Source organism: Deltaproteobacteria bacterium HGW-Deltaproteobacteria-4 (genome assembly GCA_002841765.1).
In the GTDB taxonomy this organism is placed as follows: Bacteria; Desulfobacterota; Desulfuromonadia; order Desulfuromonadales; family UBA2197; genus UBA2197.
Genome location: PHAV01000002.1, coordinates 203,842 through 229,944 on the forward strand (window position 1 = coordinate 203,842; position 26,103 = coordinate 229,944).

Here is a 26,103-nt window from a genome sequence, read left to right on the forward strand (position 1 = left end):
TTCTCCTTCTTTCCGGTTATAATTGGTCGGACGTAACGATTTGAAGTAACATCACTGAACGTGTAAATTTATTCGCTTTCGCTGTTTCTGTCAACGAAAAATTATCCACTGACATTCAAGGAGGTTTCAAATGCGGATTTCTTTCGGTACATCCGGCTGGCGCGGCATTCTCTGCGACGATTTTACCTTTGCCAACGTCAAAGTCGTCACGCAGGCGATCGCTGATGAATTACGCGAAGTCGACGGCGCTGCCGGGGGAGTGGTGATCGGCTATGACGCCCGTTTCATGGGGGATCGTTTTGCCCGTGAAGCCGCCAAAGTTCTGGCCGGTGCTAAAATTCCCGTCTTCCTTTGTGGCCGCGACACCCCGACCCCGGTCATTGCCCATGAACTCCTGCTGCGTCAGGCGGCCGGAGGGATCAACTTTACCGCCAGCCATAATCCGGCAGAATATAACGGCCTCAAATTCAGCCCGGCCTCCGGCGGCCCGGCCCTGCCAACCACGACCAAAGCGATCGAAGAACGCGCTAATGCCATGCTCCTGGAGATCTGTTACCGGGAGATGCCCCTGGAGCAGGCACAGTCGGCCGGTCTCTTCAGTGTCATCGATCCGCTCCCCGCTTATTTTACCACGATCCGCCGGATGATCGATTTTGCCGCCATTGCCGCTGCGCAGATCACCATCGCCGTCGATCCCCTGTACGGCACCGCCCGCGGTTATCTCGATCGCCTCCTCCAGGAAGCCGGGGTCAAGACCGTCGTTATCAACGCTCATCCCGATCCTTACTTTGGCGGTCTCCCCCCCGAACCGGCGGAAGAGAATATTGCCGACTTCATCGCCTTGGTCCGCGGCCGGGACGATATCACCCTCGGCCTGGCGACAGATGGCGATGCCGATCGCTACGGCATCATCGATGCTGATGGCACTTTCATCGAGCCGAACTACATCCTCGCCCTCCTGTACGACTACCTGCTGCGTGTGAAAGGGAAGAGCGGGAATGCCGCCCGCTCGGTCGCCACTTCCCACTTTATCGATGCGGTCGCCCGTTATCACGGCACCGAAATCCTCGAAACGCCGGTCGGCTTCAAGTTTATCGGCGAATATATCAGTCAGGACCGTATCCTCCTCGGCGGTGAAGAGAGTGCCGGCTTAACGGTGCGCGGTCATGTCCCCGACAAAGACGGCATTCTCGCCTGTCTCCTCGTCGCCGAGATGGTGGCGGTCACCGGCAAGAGCCTTCAGGAACTCCTCGCCGACCTTTATGCCCGCGTCGGCGAGTTTTATACCTGTCGGGAAAATCTCCGCCTGGCCCCGGAATTCGAAGCTGGATTACCGGCCAAACTCGCCAATCCGCCGGCGCACTTTGCCGGTCAGGCTGTCAGCAGTGTCGTGCGGCTCGACGGCTGCAAGCTTATTCTCAGTGACGGCAGCTGGGTCCTTTTTCGTAAATCCGGCACTGAACCGGTGGTGCGGGTCTATGCCGAGGCCGGGTCCAAAGCCGCGCTGCACGAGTTGATCCAGGCGGCGGTGGCTTTTGTTACGCAAAGTTGAGGTTGAAAAAATCCTCACCACTCCCGGTACGGAGGGGGGCGCGCTCTTTTCCGGGGGTCGAGCAGGAAAAGATCCTTGCTTTTCCTCGCGAGAAAATGCAATAAAACTAGCTTGGCTTTTTAGCTGAAGATGTCCAGAGGCGGTGATTATCCTCCGGTTTATCGATGCTGTGAAGGGGCCGGCAGGTTCGCTTCTGGAGGAATGGTTAGCTAAGGACGGCCGGGAATTGCCCGGCGGTTCAGGGAATGACGACAATGATCGACTGGCACTGCCACATCCTCCCCGGACTCGACGACGGAGCGGCGAATATTGAACAAGCGCTGAGCATGGCCGCGGCTCTGACGGCGGCCGGCTTCCAGACCGTTTATTGTACGCCGCACCGGATGCCAGGCTGCTACGAAGCCGATAATGATCAGGTGCAGCAGGGGGTTGTCGCCTTGCAGGACCAGCTCCGCGAAAGGGAGATCCCGCTCCTTCTGCAGCCGGGATGCGAATACTGTCTGGATGAATTTTTCCTTTCCTCTCTCGATTCTCCTCTCCCTTTGGGTGATAGCCGCCTTGTTCTGGTGGAGATCCTTCCCAGGATCAGCGCAGACCTGGTCCGGCAGGTTCTTTATGGGGTCGTGCAACGCGGTTTCAGGCCGGTGATTGCCCATCCCGAGCGCTGTCAGTTGCTCGAACCACCGATGCAGCACTCTGCCGGCAATCAGCTCCTTGGTTCTTTTAAAAATTTCTTCAGCGGTGGCCGCCGTGACAACCCCGAAGCTACTCTGCCCGGTGTGTCCGGTAACCCCCTGCTCGATTATCTGCGGGAACTCGGCTGCTCTTTTCAGGGGAACCTTGGCAGCTTCAAGGGCTGCTATGGCCGACGGGTGCAGGTTGCAGCGCAAACGCTCAAGAATCTCGGGGTTTATGATCGCTACGGCAGTGACCTGCATGCGCCGGAGCAGGCCGCAGTGATTTTGAATGACTGTCGTCAGCTGTACTCCTCCCTGCATTAAGCTATCTAATGATAAATAAAGGTAAATTTATGTCCCGCATGCATCACATCAGCAAAACTACTCTTCTGGTCGGGCTCCTGTTGTGGACGGTTGTCGGCTGTGCCCCCACTTACCGCGAGCTGGCGCCCGGCACTGTCAAGACGATCGACCTGCAGCCCCAGTCTTCAGCGGTGGTGGAACGACAGGTCGATACCATTCCCGCTCTTGCGCCGGAACCGACGCCACCCTCTGCTTATCTGATTGGCCCTGGTGACCTGCTCGCCATTACGGTTTACGGTCGTCCCGAGCTCGGCAGCACTGCCACGGCAACAGGTCCGGGCGGCAGCCGGGTCGATGAGACCGGCAGTGTGCGGCTGCCGCTGGTGGGAAGCATCACCGTGACCGGTCTCTCTGTGACCCAGGCTGAGGAGCAGCTGCGCCGCGCTTATCTGCCCCTTCTCAAAGAGCCCTGGATCAGTGTCAATGTGCTCGAGCACCGTAGTCGCCCCCTTTACCTCTTCGGCAACTTCAATAAATCGGGGATCGTCTACATGGATCGTCCCCTCACTCTTTTACAGGGGATCGCTCTGGCCGACGGTATCGGCAACGGTGCCGCTTTACGCAGCGCCCGCTTGAGCCGCAATGGCAAGGTTCAGCCGGTCGATATTTATGAATTGCTGGCCAACGGTGACCAGAGCCAGAATATCTGGCTGCACCCCGGCGATGCCATCTATCTGCCGGACAATAGCGTCGAGCAGGTCTTCATTTTCGGGGCGGTCAACAAGGCCGGGCAGGTGAGCATGATCAATGGCCAGCTCTCCCTGGCCCAGGCGATTGCCGCCAGCACGCCGCTCAGCACCGGCTATGACTTCACCAATGTGCGCATCATCCGTTCCCTGTCACCCACCCGCGGGGAGCTGCTGATCATCGATTTTGATCGCATCTTGCGTGGACTGGCTCCACCCTTCATGCTTGCCAATGGCGATATCATTTACCTGCCGCGGACCCGGCTGGGAGACTGGAATGATGCAATTCGGGAGATCCTGCCGTCGCTGACTGCCGTCAGTGCACTCCTGCAGCCCTTTGTGAGTATTAAGTTCCTGTCGGATTAAGTCGTGAGATATTGAACAGCGGTTCAGAGTGAGCACTTCGAACTTTGCTATGTCTGTATAAAGGATGACCATGACCACGTTTTCGCCCCAACCGCAGCAGCCGGACGAAGTCCATCTCACTGACTATCTCAACGTCCTCATGTCCCGCCGGAAGATCTTCCTTTTCGCTTTTCTGGCGGTCTTTTTCGGGGTGGCACTCTACACCTTTACCGTCAAGCCGGTCTTTGAAGCCTTTACTACCCTGCAGGTTCAGACACCGGGAGGGCAGGGAAGCCTGCTCGCAGAATTGGGAGGGAACGCCCAGAATCCCGTCGATACCGAGATCGAAATTATCAAATCGCGCACCATGGCTGAGCAGGTCATCCTCCGCTTGCAGCCCCCTGGCGCCGTTGCTCTGTCCCCTGGGGAGCTTCATGATGTTGCCAACCGGCTCAAAAGTGGCATCCTGGTCATGGAGGTCGGTAAAAAAACCGGCATCATCCGCCTTTCCTATAAGAGTACCGATCCGCGTCGCGCCCGCGATGTCGTCAATACCCTGGCTCAGGTCTATCAAGAGTACAACGTCGATTTCAAAAGCCAGGAAGCGAGCAAAACCCTCGAATTTATCGCCAGCCAGCTCGATTCGACCCAGAATGATCTCGACAGCGCCGAAAAGAATCTGCAGACTTTCAAGAGCAACAGCAGCGCGGTCACACTCGATGCTGCCAATTCCGACCTGGTCAGGCGATTGGCCGAGCTTGATACTCAATTGAGTGCTCTGGGGCTGCAGAAGAAACAGCTTGAATTTACCACCGCCTTGCTGCGTCAGGCCATGCAAAAGGGAGAGGTCCATACGCCTTCGGCAACTCTTCAGGATGGCATCGGCACCGACGGGCTCACCGCCCGCCTCGCTGAACTCGATGTGCAGCGGCAATCCCTCCTCAGTGAACTCTCCGAAGGCCATCCCCAGGTCAAGGCGCTGAAATCGCAGATCGACGAAGTGCAGAACAAGCTGTTGTCTACTTATGAAGCGACCCTCAAAGGAATCAGCCGGCAGGAAAGTGCCCTGCAGCAGGAGTTGGGGCGCTATGAGGGGGCGTTTCGCAAGCTCCCCGAGGCGGAGCGTGAGCTGGGCAGGTTGCTGCGCGTCACCAAGGTCAACGCTGATATCTATACTTTTCTGCTCCAGAAGCATGAGGAGGCGCGCATTACCAAGGCCGCCACGATCAGCAACATTTCAGTGGTCGATCCTGCTATCACCCCGTCCGCACCGATCAAACCCCAGAAGCAAAAGAATCTCCTCCTCGGTCTCCTGGCCGGACTGATGCTCGGAGCCGGACTCGCCTTCTTCATCGAATACCTGGATGACACGATCAAGGGGGGAGAAGAGGCGCAGCGGGTGATCGGCGCCCCGATCCTGGCGGTGATCCCCTGCATAAGCAGCGACGAAGAAGAGAAATCCGATCCGCAAGCCTCAATGATCACCCATTTTCGCCCCAAGTCGGCCATCGCCGAGGCCTTTCGCTCCCTGCGGACCAGTCTCCACTTTTCGGCCATCAATCGCGAGAAACAGGTACTGATCATCACCAGCACCTTCCCTGGCGAAGGAAAGTCGACCATCGCCGCCAACCTCGCCATCACCATGTCCCAGACCGGGGCCCGGGTGCTGGTGATCGACGGTGATCTGCGCCGGCCGTCACTGCACAGCAAGTTCAAGCACAGCAAGATCCCCGGCCTTGCCGAATTGCTGGCGGGAGACGTCGCGGCCGTCAGTGTCCTCCACAACACCGGCATCCCCAACCTCAGCCTGATTACCGCCGGAACCACTCCCCCCAACCCGGCCGAGCTTCTCGGCTCAGAGAAGATGGCCGAGCTCCTCACCGCCCTGCGCGCGCAATATGACCATATTATCATCGACGCCCCGCCGGTTCTGGCGGTCACCGATGCGCCTCTTCTCACTAATCGCTGCGATCTGGTACTGGTTGTCCTTGAAACCGAGCGGGTGCCGGTCAAAGCTGCTCAGCGCATGGTCGAGATGCTTGCCAACGTTCAGGCGCCGGTAGGGGGGATCGTGATCAACGACAAATCCAATACCAGCATGGAGCGCTACGGCTACTACGGGCGGAATTATTCCACCTACGACTACTACGCCGAGGATGAAGAATCCCAGGCCGAGCTGTCCCGCAAACGTAAGCAGAAGGCCTGGTGGCAGCGCGTCTTCCGCGGTTAGAGCAGACAACCTTCAAGATCGGGTTTCTCGCAAGGTTTTAGCTCCCCTCCTTTTTTAAGGAGGGGCTGGGGGGGGTAAGATTTTTGGTGTTGTCTTCGTTTTATCCTTAAGATTGATGAATATCAAAGCAACCACCCCTAACCCCTCCTTGGAAGGAAGGGGGGGGACTTAAGGCAACCAAAAACAAGATATAGTTTTCGTCCCTACAGATTTTCACAGAATCTCACCGCGACAAAATTGATTCAGACCTTGCTTTCAACCGCTAAGATTATATGTAGAGCTCGCAAAGCAGATCATTTACGTGGAGGAATGACTCAATGAAAGAACGGATTATTTCAGTCGTCGGTCTTGGTTACGTCGGCCTCCCGGTCGCCGTCGCCTTTGGCAAATGCCGCAAAACCGTCGGTTTTGATATCAACCCCACCCGCATCGCCGAGCTCAAAGCCGGACACGACCGCACCGATGAAGTCACCGCCGACGACTTGGCGGCCGCCGATATCCTCTTTACCAATCAAATCAGCGAACTTTCCCTGGCGGATTTTCATATTGTCGCTGTCCCTACACCGGTTGACGATGCCAAACAACCTGATCTGACGCCGATGCTGCGCGCCTCCGAGACTGTCGGCAAAGCCCTGAAGAAGGGGGATATTGTGGTTTATGAATCGACCGTCTACCCCGGCGTCACTGAAGACGAATGCGTGCCGGTACTGGAGCGGTTCTCGGGACTGTGTTGCGGCCGCGACTTCACCGTCGGCTATTCACCGGAACGGATCAATCCCGGTGACAAGGAACACACCTTCACCAAAATCACCAAGGTCGTGTCCGGTCAGGATGCCGCCACTCTCGATATCGTTGCCGAAGTTTACGGTTCGGTCGTTACCGCCGGCATCCACCGCGCCCCGTCGATCAAAGCCGCCGAGGCCTCCAAAGTGATCGAAAATACCCAGCGCGATCTCAATATCGCCCTGATGAACGAACTGGCGATCATCTTCGACCGCATGGGGATTGATACCCGCGATGTCCTTGAAGCCGCTGGCACCAAGTGGAATTTCCTCAAATTTTCACCGGGGCTGGTCGGTGGCCACTGTATCGGCGTCGACCCTTATTATCTCACCCATAAAGCCGAAAAGATCGGCTACATCCCCCAGGTCATCCTTGCCGGCCGTCGCATCAACGACGGCATGGGCAAGTTTATTGCCCAGCGCACCGTCAAGGAGATGAGTCTGGTCGGACACTGTCCCGGCAAAGCCGTTGTCACCGTCCTCGGCCTGACCTTCAAAGAGGATTGCCCGGATCTGCGTAATTCGCGGGTCATCGACATTATTCACGAATTGGAGGATTACGGGATTACTGTCCAGGTGCATGACCCCCACGGTGACGTCGCTGAGGCTCTCCACGAATACAATGTCCTCCTCGTTCCCTTTGCAGAACTGCAACCGGCTGCCGCCGTCGTCGTGGCGGTGGCGCACCAGGAGTATCGCGCTCTTTCGGTCGAACAGCTCAAGAAACTGATGAAAGAAAATCCCGTCCTCATCGATGTCAAGTCGATTTGTGATCCGGTCGCAGTGCAAGGGGCGGGGATCCGTTTTTGGCGGCTGTAAACCAGACAAGCAGACAAGAGATTAACAGGGCGCAGATAACATCTGAAGAGGCATGATTAAGCATAGAGTTAAATGTTTAGACCAATCGGAAGTTATCAGTTTTGATCAGCGTCCCATGGTACTGGTTCAGATTTTCATAGATTCGGGAGTCTGCGTCTCTTGATTTAAACCTAAGTATTCATAATCTTATATATTTATTGGCTTTAGTTGCTGTAAGGGGAAAAGTAAAGGATTTTCTAAATTATTTTTTTCAAATTAAAATATAAGTCATATAGTCTACATTAGCAATATTGCTAAGTTAGAAAAAATTGTTTTGCCCCGCCAAACATCCTGAACTCCTCCCCCCCTTGCATAAAACTGCTCTTTCCCCCCATAGTTTGATTAAGTAAATCCCCTACTTTTGACTGGGGAATCTACCCGTCGCGTTGTGAGCTAATTTCTGCCGGTTGGGCAGTTTAGTGCTGATTGACTTTTTATTGCATTGAATTATTTTAATTCAGGGAGGTTTCATGCGTTCACTATTCTTGCGGGGTTTTATCCTCCTTGCCCTCCTTGGCGGCTTGCTGCCGTCCAGCCTCTGTCACGCAGCTGACACCAGATATAAACGTTCGGTAGAGAAATATACGATTCCGGATGTGACCCTGACCAATCAGGATGGCAAAAAAGTTCAGCTGAAGTCCCTCCTTGAAGCCGACCATCCCGTTGTTGTCGACTTTATCTATGGCACCTGTACCACCATCTGTCCGGTTCTCTCTGTCGGTTTTCTCAATCTGCAAAAGAAAGTCACGGCCAGCGGCGGCAAGGTGAAGCTGGTCTCGATCACGATCGACCCGGAAAATGATAACCCCAAGATCTTGAAAGAATATCTGCAGCGTTATCGCGCCAAGCCGGGCTGGGATTTCCTGACCGGCAGTCGTGCGGACATCAATACGGTGATGCGGGCCTTTGATGCCTATATTCCCGACAAGATGTCGCACTATCCGATCAACCTCATCCGTTCCCCCAAGGACGGCAGCTGGGTGCGTCTCTTCGGCATCATGAGCGGCAAAGAGTTTATAGACGAGTATCAACAGGTGACAGGGAAATGACCCGCATCGGGATATTCTTGCTTGTCTGGTTTTTCATCTCCTTCGGACCGCGCGCTCAGGCCGAGGACCAGGGGATGACGACCAAGCTCAGCAATGCCGAGATCATGCGTCTCGGCGAACAGATGTACCGGTATGGCCTTCTCCCTTCCGGTGAACCGATGGAAGCCTTCATTCGTGGCGATATTCCCGTCGACAGCACGGCTTTTTCGTGCTCCAGCTGCCATCTGCGCGCCGGACTGGGATCTTATGAAGGGGGTGTCGTCACCCCGCCGACCACCGGGCGCCGGCTTTATCAACCCTATCGGCGGCCCCCCTCCTTTGATGACGTCATTGACCAGGCCGGCCGTTATGTTTATGCCAAGACCATCCCGCATCGCGGCGCTTATAGCAAAGAGAGTCTGGCGATTGCTCTGTGGAATGGCATCGACCCGGGCGGCCAGGAGTTCAATCCGGTCATGCCGCGTTATCTGCTGTCTGAGCGCGATATGGATATTTTGATCCGCTATCTCGAAGAGCTCTCGGCGAACGATTCACCCGGAGTGACCGGGTCTTCTTTTTCTTTTGCGACGATTATCACCGACGATGTCAGCGCCGAAGACCGTCAGGCCTTGCTCGTCCCCCTCGAGCGCTTTGTCGCCGCAAGAAATCAGCAGGTCCGGATGTATGACGATTTCATCAAGTTCGGTTATACCCCGACGAACGATATGAAGTATGCCTTCCGTCCGGCGTCGCTGACCGTCTGGGAGCTCAAGGGGCCGCCGGAGACCTGGCCGGACCAGTTGCAGGCCTATTACGACAAGGGACCGGTCTTTGCCATCCTTGGCGGGATATCCAATAGCGATTGGCGCCCGATCCACGAATTTTGCGAAGCGCAGCGTTTGCCTTGTCTCTACCCGATCACCAATTACCCGGTGGTCTCCGAAACGGATTGGTACACCGTCTATTTCAACAAAGGTTTTTATCAGGAAGGGGAGGGGGCGGCCCTTTACCTGAAGAATAGCGAAGACTTCTCCGAAGATGACAAAATTCTGCAGCTGGTGCAGGATTCCCTCGCCGGCAAGGCTCTGTCCGCCGGATTTGACAATACCTGGAGCAACTTGCAGCGCCCGGCGGCCAAGACTCTCCTCCTCAGTAAAGAACAGCTCCTTGACCAAAAGTTTTTGGCGGCCCTGTTGAAAAAGAATAAAGCCGATGTCCTGCTCCTCTGGGGCGACGGCGATCTGGTCCCGGCGCTGCCGGCCATCGTCTCCAAGCTGGCGGCCGGAGCGCAGATCTTTGTTTCATCGACCTTCCTCGGCAAAGAAACCTCCTTGATCGCCGAATCAATCCGGAGCCGGGTCTTTATTACCTTTCCGTTTCGGTTGACCCCTTTTGTCGGTTCCAAAGAGAGTTTTGACGCCAAGGTTCCGACTCTGACCACCGCCAAAGATTTCGGTGACCGCAGGATCACCAGTCGCACCGAGACCATGCTGCAGCAGTCCGCTCTGCAGGGGTTAAAACTCCTTTACGACAACCTTTTTCGCGATTATTTACTGGATGTCATGAGCATGCAGATGGATCAAATCGTCTTTGATTATGAACGTCTCAGTTTTGGTCCCGGACAACGCTACACCTCTAAGGGATGTTACATCCTGCAGCTCGGCGCAGGAGCGGATCCGCAGTTAATCCCCCGTAGTGAGTGGGTGATGCATTAAGTAAAAAACGCGCAGGAACAACACAAAGACCACTTATGGGACAAAGTCGTCCTGAATAGTTATAAATGGCGCAAAACTGGTCTGTTGACACTGTCGTCGATAGCCAAAGATTTTTAGAAACAACAAAGATTTGGGAGGTATTTTAATGAAGAAACAAGTGTCGAAAGTTTTTTGGAGGCTGGGGCTGTTCACCGCCCTGACAACCCTTGGAGGGGGGCTGGCGTTTGCGGCTGACACAGTCGAGGATCCGATTCTCGCTGCGAAAACCGCTCAGGTTTATAGCCAGATGGAGCAGCGCGTCACCGATGAAGAGCGGGCCCAGGCAGCGGCGGCCCTCAAGGCTTTGCGCATACAGGTCTATGAAGCCAAAAAGGCGGTCGCCAAGTCGAAGGATGGCGCTCCGGCCAAAGGGATCGAAGTGCTTGATTTCAAAGCCATCCCCACCGGCCCCTTTGACGCCAATGGCAAACCGTCCGTTCCCGACTACTACACCACCGCCAACTGGGCGAACAGTCCCCCTTTGGCGAAATTTGTCGATACCCTGCCGGGTCTTGGCCCGGACAATGCCAACAATCTCGGCAAATATCTGCCGGTTGCGGTCCCGGATACCGTGACTTATCCGGGCTCGGACTATTACGAGATCGATCTCGTCGAATACAATCAGCAAATGCACTCCGACCTCCCCAAATCAGGGACCAAGCTCCGTGGTTACGTGCAGGCCAACGTCAATGGGGGAAGCAACACGGCCTGTGGGAACGAGACTGGCGTCGAGTGTAATGATCCCATGCCGGTTCTTTATCTCGGTCCGGTGATCGTCTCCGAAAGAGACCGTCCGGTCCGCATCAAGTTCACCAACCGTCTCCCGAATACCGGAGCCGGCGGCGATCTCTTTATCCCGGTTGACACCTCGGTCATGGGCGCCGGGACCGGCCCGGCTTATATGGGGGTCAGTCGCGGTTTAGGTGAGCCTTGCAACAACGATGTCGAACCGAATGGCTGCGCTACGTATCCGCAGAATCGCGGTAACATCCATATGCATGGCGGACGCACTCCCTGGATCAGTGACGGGACGCCGCATCAGTGGATTACTCCCGCCGATGAGAATACCCCCTTCGTTAAAGGGGTAAGTCTGCAGAATGTTCCGGATATGCCCGATCCGGGGGACGGCGCATCGACCTATTACTTCACCAACCAGCAAAGCGCCCGGTTGATGTTCTATCATGACCATTCCTTCGGCATTACCCGCCTCAACGTTTATGTCGGTGGAGCCGCCGGATACCTGATCACCGATGAGTATGAACAGGAGTTGATTAACGATGGTCTTATCCCCGAAGACCAGATCCCTCTGGTGCTGCAGGATAAAACTTTTGTCGATGCGTCCGAGATTCGCAAATACGATCCCCTCTGGAACTGGGGCAGCGGCGCCGTTGACCCGGTGACCAAAGTCCGCGAGCCGGTCGAAGGCGACCTCTGGCTGCCGCATGTCTATATGCCTGCCCAAACCTCGATCGCCGGCTTCGGCGGCGTCAATCCTTTCGGGCGCTGGATGTATGGCCCCTGGTTCTACCCGGCGACAGCCGTGGAAAAAGGACCGGTTGCCAACCCCTATTACGATCCGGATTGCAGCAGCACAGTCCCCTATATCCTTGCCGACTGCCAAACTCCCGGCCAGCCGGAACAGATCCCCGGCACTCCCAACACCTCGATGGGGATGGAAGCTTTTCAGGATAGCGTCGTCGTGAACGGGACAGCTTTCCCGACCCTGACGGTCGATCCCCGGGCTTATCGTTTCCGCATTCTTAATGCGGCCAGCGACCGCTTCTGGAATCTCTCATTCTATGAAGCCGACTCTGACCCGAACAATATCAGCCCCGATCCACGCCTCGACCCGACTTCCCCGAGTTATCTGCCCGGTCGTTCCAACAGAACCGAAGTCAAAATCCTGCCGGCCTCCATTGATCTCGCCAAGCAGAACAATTGGCCGGAAAACTGGCCGGTTGACGGCCGCGACGGCGGCGTCCCCGACCCCGCGACCAAGGGTCCGAGCTTTCTGCAGATCGGGACCGAAGGCGGTTTCCTGCCGAAACCGACCATCCGCGAGGCGCAGCCGGTCACCTGGATGAGCGATCCCACCGCTTTCTGGGTCGGCGTGGTTGACAAAACCGGTCTGGCCCTCGGCCCGGCCGAGCGTGCCGACGTTATCGTTGACTTCAGCGCGTATGCCGGCAAAACCCTCATCCTTTACAACGATGCACCGGCCGCGTGGCCAGCTCGCGTGGCCAGCTACGATTACTTCACCGGCGCAGAAGATCTGCGTTCCGGCGGCGGTTACGGTGCCGGCGGAGTCTACAATCCGATCACCGGTGAATGGGAAGGCGGCCACGGCATTCTGCCCGGTTATGCCCCGAATACCCGGACGGTCATGCAGATCGTCGTCACCGGCGGCACCTCCGGCTTGGAGGCTGTCGATGAACCCTACGAATTCGACCCGGTTGCCCTGCATGAAGTGTTTGTCCCCACTGATCCGGAAACCGAAAGTCTCTTCTCCCGGGCCCAAGAGCCGATCATTGTCGGTCAAGCGGCTTATCAGGATGTGTATCCTGATTCCTACTTCCCGACCAACTTCCCCTGGGAAGGGGTCTCCCAGATTAACGACCAGATGCTTAATTTCGTGACGGTCAATAACACCGTTGACAACCCGCAGCATGTTGTCGCCATTCAGGAGCCCAAAGGGATTCATGATGAAATGGGCGCTTCTTTCGACCCGATCTACGGTCGGATGAGCGGTAACCTCGCCATGCAGTTGCCCAACCCCACCACCCTCAATGCCCTGCTGATCCTTTATGGCTTCTCGGATATTCCGACCGAAGTCATCGAAAACTCGACAGAGCTGGATGTCAGTATTGTCCCCGGCACCACCACCCTGGCCGATGGCACCCAGATCTGGAAGATTTCGCACAACGGGGTCGATACCCACCCGATTCACTTCCATATCTTCGACGTGCAGTTGATCAATCGCGTCGGCTGGGATGGCCAGATTGCCCTCCCCGAAGAGAACGAGCTTGGCTGGAAAGACACCATCAAAGTCAGCCCGCTCATGGACACCATCGTTGCCGTACGGCCCCGTGCTCCGGCACTCCCCTTCGGCATCACCAACAGTCTGCGCCCGCTCAATCCAGCCATCCCGATCGATTCACCGATGGGCTTCAACAGCGTCGACTGGCAAACCGGCGAAGCGAGAAACGAAGCGGTCACCAATGTCCTGTACAACTTCGGTTGGGAGTATGTCTGGCATTGCCACATCCTCAGCCATGAAGAGATGGATATGATGCGGCCGATCGTGCTGAATGTCGCTACCGCCAAAGTGAGTGATTTCAGCTCCCCGGCCCCTGGCACTGCTCCGCAGGGTGTCGATGTCACCTGGATGGATCCGACCCCGGTTGATTATGAAAATAATAGCGGTTTCGGCAATCCTGACAACGAAATCGGTTTCAAAATCTGGCGCTCCGCCGGCGCTACCGGCCCTTACACCAAGGTCGGCGCAGCTCTTGCCAACCAGACCACCTATAACGATAAAGACGGCTCCATTGCTGACGATTATGTCATCGAAGCTTTCAACGCCAGCGGCTCGACCTTCTCCTGGGTGAGTCCGGTCTCCCTTACTGTTGATGGCGGCTTTATTGCCCCGGCCACATTCACCCTGACGGCGACCGTCACACAGCCCTTGCTCCAGAGCGTCACCAAGGTGGAGTTCTTCAACGGCGACACCCTGATCGGCACTGATCTTGACGCTCCTTACACGGTCACTTTAACAGGGATGCAGCAAGGGTCTTTCGATTTAAAGGCGAGAGCCACGACCGATACACCGACAGAGAAAGGCCTTGAGGCTTTTGATACACTGACAGTCGATGTCAACACCAGTGGTCTGGCTGCTGATTTCACCGTCAATAACGGCGTTGAAATCGGCGTTTGTGATACCAGCACCCTTTATGACGCCAGCACCGGTGGCACCGCTACGGCCTGGGAATGGCTGGTCAACGGCGTGACTTACACCACGCAAAATCCTGACCTCCCCGTCCTTCCGGCCGGGATTTACCCTGTCACCCTGAAAGTCACCGGCACCAGCGGTGAAGTCGCATCGGTGACCCAAGATGTAGAAATTGTCAATCATCCCCCGACCGCCGATGCCGGTGGACCGTACACGCTCAATTTTAATGGGACCGTTGCTCTTACAGGTTCCGGTGCTGATGCTCTCGATCCCTGCAACACCGCTTTCACCTATGCCTGGGATATTGATGGTGATGGAACATTTGAATATTCGCCCAATCGGACGATCAGGTATTCCGTTATCCAGCCTTTACTTGGCTCGGGCGATTATCCGATCACCTTTAAAGTGACGGATTCAGGTGGTGCGTTTGCTACGGCTGATACAACTTTAAGTGTCGGGCCGGCACCGAATGCTGATGCTCCGGCAACCATCACTGTTCCGGCGTACAGTTCGACCGGCAGCTACACCATCTCCTGGGCTCCGGCAACCATCGTCGGCGCGACCTACACCCTCGAAGAAGCGACGGATAGCAATTTTACTAACGCCACCGTCGTCGCTTCCGGACTCACCACCACCTCAAAAGCGATTACCGGCAAGACCGGTGGTCTTTACTTTTATCGTGTCCAAACCATCGCCGTCGCCACCGTCCCCAGTACCTGGACCGCTGGTAATAACCCCTGCGCTATTCTGATCACGGCCATAACTGACCCTGTCAACGGCGCAAACTTCAATCCCGGCCAGTTGACGGCCATTGTCGGGACTGCGACCACCCCGACTGGTTATGTTGTCGCCAGCATGGCGTTTTACGAAAACGGTGTCCTGATCGGTACGGACAGCGATGGCGCACCTTATACCGTCGCTTACAACCCGACCAGTGGCGCCCACCTCCTGACCGCGACCACGACTTATGTTGGTGGCGCAGTATCGCCTTCATCTGATGTGGCGATTGCAATTGCCGGGGTCGATGCACCGGTCCTGACCACAAGCAGCGCAATCTATGATCTTGGTGGCACCATCACCTTGAATGTCACACCGGCAGCCGTTGTCGGGGTTTTTCCTGTACCGACAGTTGTCGCTGTTGCCTACTATGAAAATGGCACACCCATTGGCTTTGATGACACTGCACCGTACAGCTTGGCCTGGGTACCGGCGACGGGTGGTGCAAAGGGTGTGACGGCTGTGGCTCTTTACAGCAATGGCATGTCAGCGACTTCGGCGGTGTTGTCGTTGTCATTGAACACGCAGGTTGCTGCTCCTGGTTTGATTTCTGTGCCAACCACTAGTCCGACCGGGACTTATACAGTATCGTGGGGAGCCTCGGCGACGAGTGAAGTGACTTATGTGCTGGAAGAGTCTACGACAAATACTTTTGATGTCGTGACGTCACATCTGCCATCTAATTGGGCAACGACATCATTTGATATTATGGGAAAGTCTGGCGGGACATATTACTATCGCGTCTCGGCTGTGAAAGCCCCAATGGTAGCTAGTAATTGGACTGTTGATGGGAATGGTATATTTGTCGGTGCTCAAGCTCCTGCATTACTCAGCGTACCTGCGATCCCAACTAACGGGAAGGCCACCGTTCTGGCAGCAACCTCGCCAACACCTGGTGCAATATATCTCTTCGAATACAGCACTGACGGTTCGACTTGGACTGTAGCCTCTAATAGCACCAATCGCGAGCCAATCATCACCTTACCGGCTCCGAATAACTACCAGTTCCGGGTTTCGGTGACAGCTACAGGCTATCAGCAGAGCAAATACACCGCTGGAAGTAATAATTGTAATTGGGTTGTTGTCCAAGCAACGGCACCGGTGACATTATCTGTTCCCGTAGCTCCAACCAACAGCAAGGTTGCTGTTCTGGCTGCGACCTCGCCGACGCCCGGTGCAATTTATCTTTTCGAATATAGTACTAACGGGGCGACATGGAGTATTGGCTCTAATAGTACTAATCGCGGGCCAACAATCACATTGCCGGCACCCGGCAACTACCAGTTCCGGGTTTCAGTGACAGCAACCAATTTTACGCAGAGCGATTACACATCTGGCACTAATAACTGCAACTGGGTAGTCGTGCCAGCAACTGCACCTTCAACGCTATCTGTACCCCTGACTTCAACGAATGGGAAGGTCACGGTCCTGGCCGCAACCTCACCGACGCCGGGTGCTATTTATCTTGTCGAATACAGCACTAACGGATCGACCTGGAGTATCGGCTCCAATAGCACTAATCGCGGGCCAACCATCACACTGCCGGCACCTGGCAACTATCAGTTCCGGGTTTCAGTGACAGCAAGCAATTTTACGAAGAGCAGTTACACCCTTGGTAGCAACAACTGCAGCTGGGTAGCACCTCCTGCTACAGCACCGTCGTCTTTAAGTGTCCCTGCAATATCAACCAACGGAACAGTTGCATTGTTGGCGTCAATCTCTGCGACACCTAGTGCTATTTATTTGTTCGAATACAGTGTTGACGGTTCGACTTGGAGTACTGGCTATAGCGGTACAAATATTAACCCAACCATAACCCTGCCGGCTTCTGGCAACTACCAGTTCCGGGTTTCAGTAACATCAGCAGCCTTTTCACAAAGTACGTTCACAATGGGCGGTAACAACTGTTATTGGTCAGGTGTAGTCCAGGCAGCGGCGCCAACAAGCCTGTCTGTACCCGTAGCGCCAACCGATGGAAAGGTTACGGTACTGGCCGCAACCTCGCCAACGCCGGGCGCGATTTATCTTGTCGAATACAGTACCGACGGTTTGACCTGGTCGAGTATCGGCTCAAATAACAGCGGACGCCAACCAACTATCACCCTGCCTGCCCCTGGCAACTACCAGTTCCGTGTTTCGGTGACAGCCGCAGGATATGCACAAAGCACTTACACTGCCGGTAACAATAACTGCAATTGGGTGATTGTACCTGCAACGGCACCAGCGACACTGTCTGTGCCTTTAACTACAACGATCGGGAAGGTCACGGTTCTGGCCGCTACCTCACCGACGCCGGGTGCTATTTATCTTGTCGAATACAGTACCGACGGTTTGACCTGGTCGAGTATCGGCTCTAATAACAGCGGACGCGAACCAACCATCACACTGCCAGCACCTGGTAACTATCAGTTCCGCGTATCGGTGACCGCAACGAACTTCACACAAAGTGGTTTCACCACTGGCAGTAATAATTGTAGCTGGTAGTTGTTAAGTCTGTTATATAGTTGTTCATGAACAAACCCCGTCTTATTAGACGGGGTTTGTTTTATTTTCAAGATAGTCCTTTTGTTGTTTGTGAAAAAAGTGAAGACTCACTGCAAGCGGGATTGTAAAATACGTTTTTGATTAAATCTCCATCACTCCTTATATTCTGGACAATCAGCAGCAAATCTAAGATCAGGTGAATGTCGCAGTATAAAAGTTATCTTTTTTTGAGGTCAAGTGTCTAATCTTAAAAATAAAATTGTCTCCAGTCTCTCCTGGAACTTCATGAGTCAAGGGGTTACACAAGTTGTTTCATTATTAATCATGATCCTGCTCACTAGGTTGTTGTCGCCCCGTGAGTTTGGATTAGTGGCGATGGTAACGGCAATTTCAGGCTTCGTCGGCATCTTTGCCGAAATGGGGCTTGGCGCCGCTTTGATTCATCAACAGAAGATAGACGACGAACAGTTATCCTCGGTCTTTTGGCTTAACCTGTTCCTTGGTGTGGTACTCACAGCTGTCTTTGTGTTGGCTGCCCCTTTGGTTGCCGATTTTTATAATGAACCTCTCTTGTTGGGCATCACGATAGTTGTCGCGTTAAATTTTATTATCAATGCGTTAACCATTGTTCAACGGATACTCGCCACCAAGGCACTCGACTTTCAGACATTAGCAATCTCAGAAGTTGCATCGACTCTAATATCTGGTGGCATTGTCCTCTTCTTAGCCTATCAGGGGTACAGTTACTGGAGCATCGTTTGGCAAACTTTGATCATTTCTGTTGTCAGCAACATAATCCTCTGGCAACGTAGCACCTGGCGTCCCCGATTTTGTTTTAGTTTTGCTTCGATTCGTGGCCTGATGCGTTTTGGAGGGTATGTTATCGGCACCCATACTCTCGATTACTGGACGCGCAATATCGATAATCTTCTTATCGGAAAATTTTTTGGTTCAGAAGTCCTCGGACTTTACTCCCGCGCTTATTCCTTTCTTGTTTTCAGAATTAACAGTGTCTCTCGGATTGTTTCCAGAGTTTTCTTTCCAGCCATTGCCGGGATACAGCATGACAAAGAAAGGGTCAAAAAGATCTTTCTTAAGACAATCGGTGCCATAGCGTTGGTTACCTTTCCACTGACGGTAGGTCTCTTTGCGACAGCAGACAACTTTGTTTTGACCTTACTCGGCGCCCGCTGGATGGAGATGGTGCCGATCGTGCGTGCCCTTTGCCTGCTTGGTCTGACGACGGCAGCTGGTTCGTTGACCGCAAACATCTTTCTTTCACAAGGTGAATCGGGTCTCCATTTTCGTCTCGGATTGATCCTTAAAATGACAGTTGTCGCTGGCATTGTACTCGGTCTGCGGTGGGGAGCCTTTGGGGTAGCTCTTTGCTACGGTTTGGTGACACTGGTGAACGTCTATCCCACTATCCGCATAGCCGGTCGCCTCATTGGGATGGGTTTTAACGAGTACCTTAAAACATTGGCTCCAGCCTTTACTTGTTCTTTGATCATGGCGGGTCCGGTCTGGATATTGCCGAAACTCATCTTCACGGACAATGCTGTTTGGCTGATTCTAATCACGCAAATATTGTTGGGAGGAGTGCTGTACGTCGGCACCCTACATCTGTTCCGAATTAAAATTTATCTGGAAATTTTAGAGCTCATGCAGGTTAAATTGTACGGCAAATCGACGCATATAAAGTGTTAATGGAATATTTTTTATGAAAATTCTTATAGTTTCACGTTACTGTGCTCCTCCAAGTTTTCATGGTTCGGCACAACATGTTCAGACCTTCGCCAAAGCCTTGGTCGAAGGCGGACATGAGGTTCGGGTTATTTCTGGTGAAGAGGAAGCAGGAACAATTGAGGTCGACGGTTACACTGTCACTAAAGTGCAGCTACCACCACAAGCGAAGGGATTCCAAAGACTTCTCGATGGTCGATTCCCAGACGTGCACAACCGTAGACTGGCGGCCACGATTTTTGAGAGTTGGAAACCAGATGTCTTGCATGTCGGTGTTTTCATGCGGATGGGTGAGTTTATTTTTGAGGCAGCAGAGAGAAAAATACCTGTAGTGTTGATGGTGCATGATTACGCCATGCTTTGCCTGAAAAAGTATCTGCAACATTCCGACGGGTCTGTCTGTAACGGGCCACAACCACAATTATGTCATAAATGTATTAAGCAAACAGCCGGTTCGAGACTTCGCTTTTTTAGTTCGTTGACAGCTTTTCCTGGAACCGGGCTTCTTTTGGGTCGGGAAAGACATATCAATTTCCAGCTCGATCGCGCCGTCAAGGAATCTTTCATTTTTATGGAACATCTGCGCTCTGTTGTGAATCGCTATATCGTGCAAACACCGTTGGCTCCTGGAATTCTCGCATCGTGCGGCATCCCTGAAGAGCGTTGCTACTTTGTCCAGCAATTCATAGGCGAAGAAAAACTCGTTCATTATCCGAAAGCCAGCGGGGTCCCGGGGACGGATCGTCCTATACGGATTGGTTATGTTGGTCGCTGGTCGGCAGAAAAAGGGATTGAAGTACTCAGCGACGCATGCCGAACTTTTGGCGAAAATGATGTTGAAGTATGGCTGATTGCCAAAGGGGCTGATTTACAGTCGGTAAAAGCCTTGTTCGGCGATGAAGCCGTGGATGCAGGAAGAGTAAGGCTCTTCAATGATCTCGCTGGTGCCCGCTTAGCCGCGCAGATCGCACAGTTGGATGTTATGGTGATTCCCTCCATATGTCACGACAATAGCCCTCGCGTTCACCTTGAAGCGTTGGCTCAGGGAGTTCCGACTATCGTTTCCGATTCGGTCGGCAACCGCCATTTGATTTGCGACGGGATCAGCGGTCGCATCTTTCCCAGCGGTGATGCAATTGTCTTGGCAAAAATTTTACAAGAAATTGTCGAAAATCCCAGAATACTTGATGAGTGGCGGAATCAGTTGACTAAATTGCCAGATAGACAAGAATGGTATCAGTCACTATTACAGGTCCATCAAGACTTAGTTACGGTCAAATCATGAAACTTGCCTATATTGTTGAAAATTACGGTCAACTTTCAGAAACTTTTGTCACTGATTTGGTGACAGGTCTCGGCCAAGAGGGAATAGTTGGAAGAGTCTTCACCGACAAGTCCTTCGCAACACCATACGGTGGGTTCGATCTTTGTGAAACCCCCTTTTGCCATAAAGGCCAATTCTCAACGCGTTGGCTTGGCCGTTGTGAGAGGTTGCTTGGCGGTAGTGGTTTAGAGGCAAGGCTAGGTCGGCGTTCCGCCAGAAAAATTTTATTGCCAGCTCTACAGAGCTTCGGGGCTGAAGTCGCCTATATCGATCACGGCAATAATGCTATTCTCGCCCGCGAAGCATTGGTTGAACTCGGTGTACCTTTTGTCGTTCACTTCCACGGCCGTGATGCTTCAAAGTTGCTGGCTTCCACTGATTACCAAGCCGAAGTACGCAATGTTTTTTGTGATGCTTTGGCGGTGATCGTCGCTTCGCATCATATCGGGCGGCGTCTCGTATTGGCGGGATGCCCGCCGGAGAAAATCCGTCATGTCAGCCTTGGAGTTGACTTTAATCGCATCCCGGAGCCGCAATGGGAACAGCGCCGGGGTTTGCCATTTTCGGTCATCCACGTCGGCAGACTGGTCGAGAAGAAGCAACCGATTGCCCTGCTTCATGCCTTCTCCATCGTCTCCAAACACATTCCCGAAGCGACTTTAACGTTTATTGGCGACGGTCCGCTACGGTCGCAGCTGGAGGATCGGGTGGCGATTCTTGGTCTTGGTGCCTCAGTACGAATGGCTGGACCTCTTGCGCATGATTCTGTTCTTGAAGAGTTGCAGCAACACCGCATCTATGCTCAACACTGCGTTACCGACTCGCAAGGAGACCAGGAGGGGTTTTCGGTCTCGATGCTGGAGGCGGCGGCCTGCGGCTTGCCGGTGGTTTCAACTTTCCATGACGGTATCCCCGAGAATGTTCTCGATGGAAAAACTGGCTTCCTGGTTCCAGAATATGACTTTGAGGCAATGGCCGAACGCATTATTCGGTTATTAATCGATCACGAGTTAGCTGAAAAAATGGGGGCCGTCGGACGGTTGCGTGTTGCCGAGAATTTTCGAATAGAGCAACGGGTTGCGGCGATTCACGCCATACTCAGAGAAGTCGTTTTTCACTCGACACAACCAGAAAAGGGGTGTTGATGAGTAGCGCAAAAGTATCGGTCGTCATCCCCTGTTATAACGCGGTCGATTATGTCGCAGAGACCATACAATCGGTCTTGTCACAAAACTACGGCAACGTTGAGATCATCGTTATTGACGACGGCTCTTCCGACGGTAGCTGGGAGGTGATCACCTCCTTTGGCGACTCTGTTCAAGCCGTGCAACAGGAAAATCGTGGTGGGTGCGCTGCCCGCAACCGGGGGGCGGGGCTGGCGACCGGTGACTATCTCATGTTTCTCGATGCCGATGACGTGCTCGCCCCCGATGCGCTGGAGCACCTTGTCCAAATTTTTGACAATAAGGGCGGTATTGCTGCCTGTCCTTGGCAGCGTCTGGAGCAGCAAGGTAATAGCTGGGTTCGGTTACCCTCCGGCCTTTCGGCTACTCCCCCCGAGGGAGACTTCTTCCTTGGCTGGCTGTCTGGCTGGTACCTTCCCCCCTGTGCACTGCTGTGGTCTAGGAAGGTCTACGAGGCCACCGGTGGTTGGGATGAAGAACTGGCCGCCAACCAGGACGGCGATTTGATATTGCGAGCTTTGCTGAACGGGGCAAAAATTCACCTCACAGCAAAGGGGATGGCCTGGTATCGTCATCATGGCACGACACGGGTTTCGGTGAGCAGCACCCTCGGATCACTTCGGGCTTTTCGATCGCGGGTGCGGGTATTGGAAAAGGTGACTACCAGGATGAAAGAGGTGGGAATTTTCGAGCGTTACGCGGCTCCTCTCGGGCAGGCTTACCACAAACTGGCGCGGAATAATTTTGTGACTGATCGCTCTTTGGCCCGGGATTGTCTTGAAAGGTCACAACAGTTTGCGGGGACCAAGGCGGTCGTCGGTTCTCTGTCCCACCGGATGTTGTGTCGCATGATGGGGGTCGAGAGGAAAGAGTCACTTGCCGTAGCCTTGGGCAATTGGTTTTTTTGTAAGGCAAAAAGGCGAAAAAGCAAACAGCTTCACCAACTGAAATGTGAATCTAAGTAATGCTGGTACAAAAGAAAAAAATAGCCTTTGTCCTGTTTAGCGATCCCATGATCTACCCGCCGACCATGAATGCTGCGGCAATTCTGGCGGAACATGGCTACGAAGTTGATATCTTTGGGGTTCACTACCGAACCGGGGATCAAATAGCACCAGCACCGGGGGTGACGATCAAATACTTGGGAAATCTACGCAAGGGAATCCATTTTCGGATCGATTTTGTCAAATTTTGCGCACAGGTCATTTTCGCTGCAAGGGCAGCACAATATTCCTGGATCTTTTCTTACAATATGACCGGTGTGTTGCCCGGATATTTGGCTGCGCAGTTATCGGGGGCGCGTTGGCTTTATCACAACCACGACATGACACCCGTCTCGAAAAAATTCGGTTTCTATCCCTTTTTGAAATGGGTGGAAAAATGGACTGCCAAGCGCGCGGATCTGGTTGTCTTTCCGCAAAAAGAACGAGCGGATCTTTTCAGAAAAGTCGCAGGTCTTGCAATCCCCCCTTTGGTTGTGGGGAATGGCCCGCGCCGCAGTTGGACAGTTGGTGCTGAACTAGATCATGAGATTGTCGAATTCAGGAATCGTTGCGAACAGGTTGTCGTCTACCAGGGAGGCCTGAACTGGATGAGGGGGCTGCGTCGAGTCATTGAATCGATGCCCCACTGGGAGGTTCCTGCTGGCCTTCTCTTGGTCGGAGGTGCGGAATTACAACCCACCTTTCCTAATGATGCCCTGGCACTGGCCCGCTCTATCGGTGTGGAAAGCCGGATTCTCATCAAGTCGACCATCCCGTATCTTGATTTACCCAGCTTCACCATGGCATGTGACATCGGTCTTGGGGTCATGGCGACAATTGATGATGACCCTTGTCTCAATATCCTCTATTTAGCTGGTGCCTCGAATAAACTTGCCGAATACATGGCCTGTGGTTTGCCGGTGGTGGTTCCCGTCTCGGAGGCTTATCGACGCTATATCGAAGATCACGGGGTGGGGCTTCTTGTTGACAACAGTTCACCACAAGCCCTTGCCGCGGGTCTCAATCTACTTTTAAAGGATGCAAGTCTGAGAGAGGCAATTGCTAGCCGGGCAAAAGAACATTTTGCCTCAGCACTTAGTTATGAATCCCAGTTCCAGCCTGTGCTGGATGCTGTTCTGTCGCGGTAATTTCATGAATATTATTCACTTTGGCCCTCAGGATATTGCCACATCCTGGCAGCGCATACAGGCGTTCCGGGATCTTGGCCACAATGTCGATATCGTTTATTATAGTCGTATGGGAGAGAGGCTTAGTCTGCCCAGAAGAGTTTATCGTGCACTGCGCCGGCGAATCGGGTGTCCTGCGGAGCAATGCGCCGAGAATAGGACGCTGCTGGAAATGGCAATAAGCGTTCAACCGGACATAATTTTTATCGAGAAGGGGCTGACACTGCGTCCATCGACCCTTGAGCGGTTGAAACAGGTGTGCCCCAGGACGGTATTGGTCTGCTACAGCCTCGACGACATGATGAACCCTGCGAATCAGTCCCGGTATTATCTTAAGTGTCTGCCCCTTTATGATATCCACTTCACCACCAAGACCTACAACATTGACGAATTATTGGCCTGTGGTGCTCGTCGAGTGGAACTCACCGGCAACGCCTATTCCCCCTGTGTGCATCGGCCGATAACTTGTTCCACCCAGGAACGGGAAGCGTACGGAAGTGAGGTGTCTTTTGTCGGCGGGTATGAATACGACCGGGCGCAGACGTTGAATTATCTGGCTGATGCTGGGGTGGAGGTCCGGGTATGGGGGAACAATTGGCACAAATTCATTAATCCTCATCCCCGACTGAGGCTTGAAAAAAGGCCGGCGTACGGTGAGGATTACGGTAAGGTCGTTTGCGCTTCGAAGATTCTCCTCGGTTTTCTGCGCAAGGTGAATCGGGACGTTGAGACTACCCGATCTATGGAAATTCCGGCCTACGGTGCTTTTCTCCTAGCGGAAAGGACCGTAGCTCAGCAAAACCTTTTCAAAGAGGGGAAAGAGGCCGCGTACTTCGGAGATGATCGAGAACTACTCGAAAAGATTCATTACTATCTTAAAAATGAGGAGCAGCGTCGCGCCATCGCTGCTGCGGGACGCCAGAGGTGCCTAACTTCAGGGTACAGCTACAACGACCGTCTGAGGGATTTACTGGAGGTGTGCACTGATATTGCAAAAGAAAAGGATGGGGGCCGATGAAGGTTCTGCTCATCGGTCATTCATACTTGGCCGAAGAAAACCAGAAACAGCTAACAAGCTTGAGTCAGCATGTCACTGTGGAGGTGGCTTCACCTCGCACCAGCAGAGGGATGATTTTTAACTACGATGTAGCTGAAAATGCCATTTTAGGGCAGGGATGGAGAATCCGTCTTTATGACAAGTTGGTCCCACCAAAATTTCCTGAGGCTGCCTATATCTTTAAATCGCTGACCCTTGGGCTACGAAAATTCCAACCTGACGTGGTGCATATCGAGGGGGATCCCTTTACACCGTTTTTTTTGCAATCGTTTCTATATGCCCGACTCTGGTCGGCACAGGCAAAGATAGTTTGTACCGTCAAACAAAATACTTATACCAGCAGGGGGATGCTGGGCGATGCAATCAAGGACTTTGTCACTAGGCAGTTAGTCCCTCATGTTGATCGCTTTATCACCGTGAATCGGGGCGTGGCTGAGATTTATCGGGATCGGTTCGGTGCTGATCCCGAAAGGATGACTTATTGTACCCACCTTGGAGTCGATACCGAGCTCTTTTCCCCCTGGGACGATGTAGCGCGGAAAAAATCTCTCTCTCACTTCTCTCTTGAACGCGGGGCGGCGTTGATTGGCTATTGCGGCCGCTTGGTCGATTATAAGGGAGTTTCTGATCTTGTCACTGCCGTTGAACTCCTGAGGTCCCGATCCCAGAGGGATTATCGATTGGCACTGCTCGGGGACGGGCCGATGCGTGAAGAGCTGGCCGCACGGGCAAGACATACCCCTTGGCTGTATTTGCTTCCTCCCATCCCTCACGCAGAAGTAGCTCAATTTCTCAAGGGGCTCGATCTTTTCGTCATGCCGCCGCGCATCCTCCCTTGGCATGTGGAACATGACGCCCACGCTCTTTTGGAGGCGATGGCCACTGGACTCCCCTGCATTGCTACCCGCTGTGGTGCGATTGAAGATGTGTTACCTGGTGTTGGTGTTCTGGTCGATCCCGAACAACCAGAATCACTCAGCGACGCCATTGGGGAGCTTCTGGTTGATAATGAACGCGCCAGCAGACTGGGCAAAGACGGATGTACAAGAATTACAGAAGAGTACTCCCTTAAATCGGTTGCTGAGGCCTATCTCCATGTTTATCGACAGGTCTTGGGATAAGTCTTCGGGCGGAAAACAG

General features: G+C 53.7%; 15 protein-coding genes. All 15 read left to right on the forward strand.

What is annotated here, in order from left to right; translation table 11 throughout:
• The first annotated feature begins 130 nt into the window (after positions 1-130).
• The 15 genes from CVU69_02285 to CVU69_02355 all read left to right on the forward strand — a co-directional run bounded on the left by CVU69_02285 (position 131) and on the right by CVU69_02355 (position 26,084).
• The gene (locus CVU69_02285) at positions 131-1,552 is read left to right on the forward strand and encodes a phosphoglucomutase (protein PKN13522.1); all 1,422 of its coding nucleotides are present in this window, start codon (positions 131-133) and stop codon (positions 1,550-1,552) included.
• A gap of 254 nt (positions 1,553-1,806) precedes the next feature.
• Positions 1,807-2,553: a phosphoesterase gene (locus CVU69_02290; protein PKN13523.1), complete on the forward strand. Its 747-nt coding sequence runs from the start codon at positions 1,807-1,809 to the stop codon at positions 2,551-2,553.
• Between the two features lie 38 nt (positions 2,554-2,591).
• Positions 2,592-3,644, forward strand: a complete 1,053-nt coding sequence (locus CVU69_02295) for a sugar transporter (GenBank protein PKN13593.1) — start codon at positions 2,592-2,594, stop codon at positions 3,642-3,644.
• A gap of 64 nt (positions 3,645-3,708) precedes the next feature.
• Entirely contained in the window at positions 3,709-5,853 is a 2,145-nt protein-coding gene (locus CVU69_02300; GenBank protein PKN13524.1) for a protein tyrosine kinase, read from the forward strand.
• A 317-nt stretch (positions 5,854-6,170) separates the two neighbouring features.
• A complete protein-coding gene (locus CVU69_02305) occupies positions 6,171-7,454 on the forward strand; it encodes a nucleotide sugar dehydrogenase (GenBank protein ID PKN13525.1) in 1,284 nt (427 codons plus the stop codon).
• A gap of 509 nt (positions 7,455-7,963) precedes the next feature.
• The gene (locus CVU69_02310) at positions 7,964-8,542 is read left to right on the forward strand and encodes an SCO family protein (protein PKN13526.1); all 579 of its coding nucleotides are present in this window, start codon (positions 7,964-7,966) and stop codon (positions 8,540-8,542) included.
• Positions 8,539-10,236 (forward strand): amino acid ABC transporter substrate-binding protein, encoded by a 1,698-nt coding sequence (locus CVU69_02315; protein PKN13527.1) that lies wholly within the window; start codon positions 8,539-8,541, stop codon positions 10,234-10,236. Before CVU69_02310 ends, CVU69_02315 begins: the two co-directional genes overlap by 4 nt.
• Before the next feature lie 145 nt (positions 10,237-10,381).
• Entirely contained in the window at positions 10,382-17,485 is a 7,104-nt protein-coding gene (locus CVU69_02320) for a hypothetical protein (protein PKN13528.1), read from the forward strand.
• A gap of 285 nt (positions 17,486-17,770) precedes the next feature.
• Positions 17,771-19,192, forward strand: a complete 1,422-nt coding sequence (locus CVU69_02325; protein ID PKN13529.1) for a colanic acid exporter — start codon at positions 17,771-17,773, stop codon at positions 19,190-19,192.
• A 13-nt stretch (positions 19,193-19,205) separates the two neighbouring features.
• The gene (locus CVU69_02330; GenBank protein ID PKN13530.1) at positions 19,206-20,513 is read left to right on the forward strand and encodes a hypothetical protein; all 1,308 of its coding nucleotides are present in this window, start codon (positions 19,206-19,208) and stop codon (positions 20,511-20,513) included.
• Complete coding sequence (locus tag CVU69_02335; protein ID PKN13531.1) at positions 20,459-21,697, forward strand: hypothetical protein; 1,239 nt, start codon at positions 20,459-20,461, stop codon at positions 21,695-21,697. Before CVU69_02330 ends, CVU69_02335 begins: the two co-directional genes overlap by 55 nt.
• Positions 21,697-22,701 (forward strand): hypothetical protein, encoded by a 1,005-nt coding sequence (locus CVU69_02340; protein ID PKN13532.1) that lies wholly within the window; start codon positions 21,697-21,699, stop codon positions 22,699-22,701. Before CVU69_02335 ends, CVU69_02340 begins: the two co-directional genes overlap by 1 nt.
• Positions 22,701-23,867, forward strand: coding sequence for a hypothetical protein (locus CVU69_02345; protein ID PKN13533.1), 1,167 nt, complete (start codon positions 22,701-22,703; stop codon positions 23,865-23,867). Before CVU69_02340 ends, CVU69_02345 begins: the two co-directional genes overlap by 1 nt.
• Entirely contained in the window at positions 23,821-24,924 is a 1,104-nt protein-coding gene (locus CVU69_02350; protein PKN13534.1) for a hypothetical protein, read from the forward strand. Before CVU69_02345 ends, CVU69_02350 begins: the two co-directional genes overlap by 47 nt.
• Positions 24,921-26,084 carry a hypothetical protein gene (locus tag CVU69_02355; protein PKN13535.1) on the forward strand — a complete coding sequence of 388 codons (1,164 nt, stop codon included), beginning with the start codon at positions 24,921-24,923 and terminating at the stop codon, positions 26,082-26,084. Before CVU69_02350 ends, CVU69_02355 begins: the two co-directional genes overlap by 4 nt.
• Positions 26,085-26,103 lie beyond the last annotated feature (19 nt).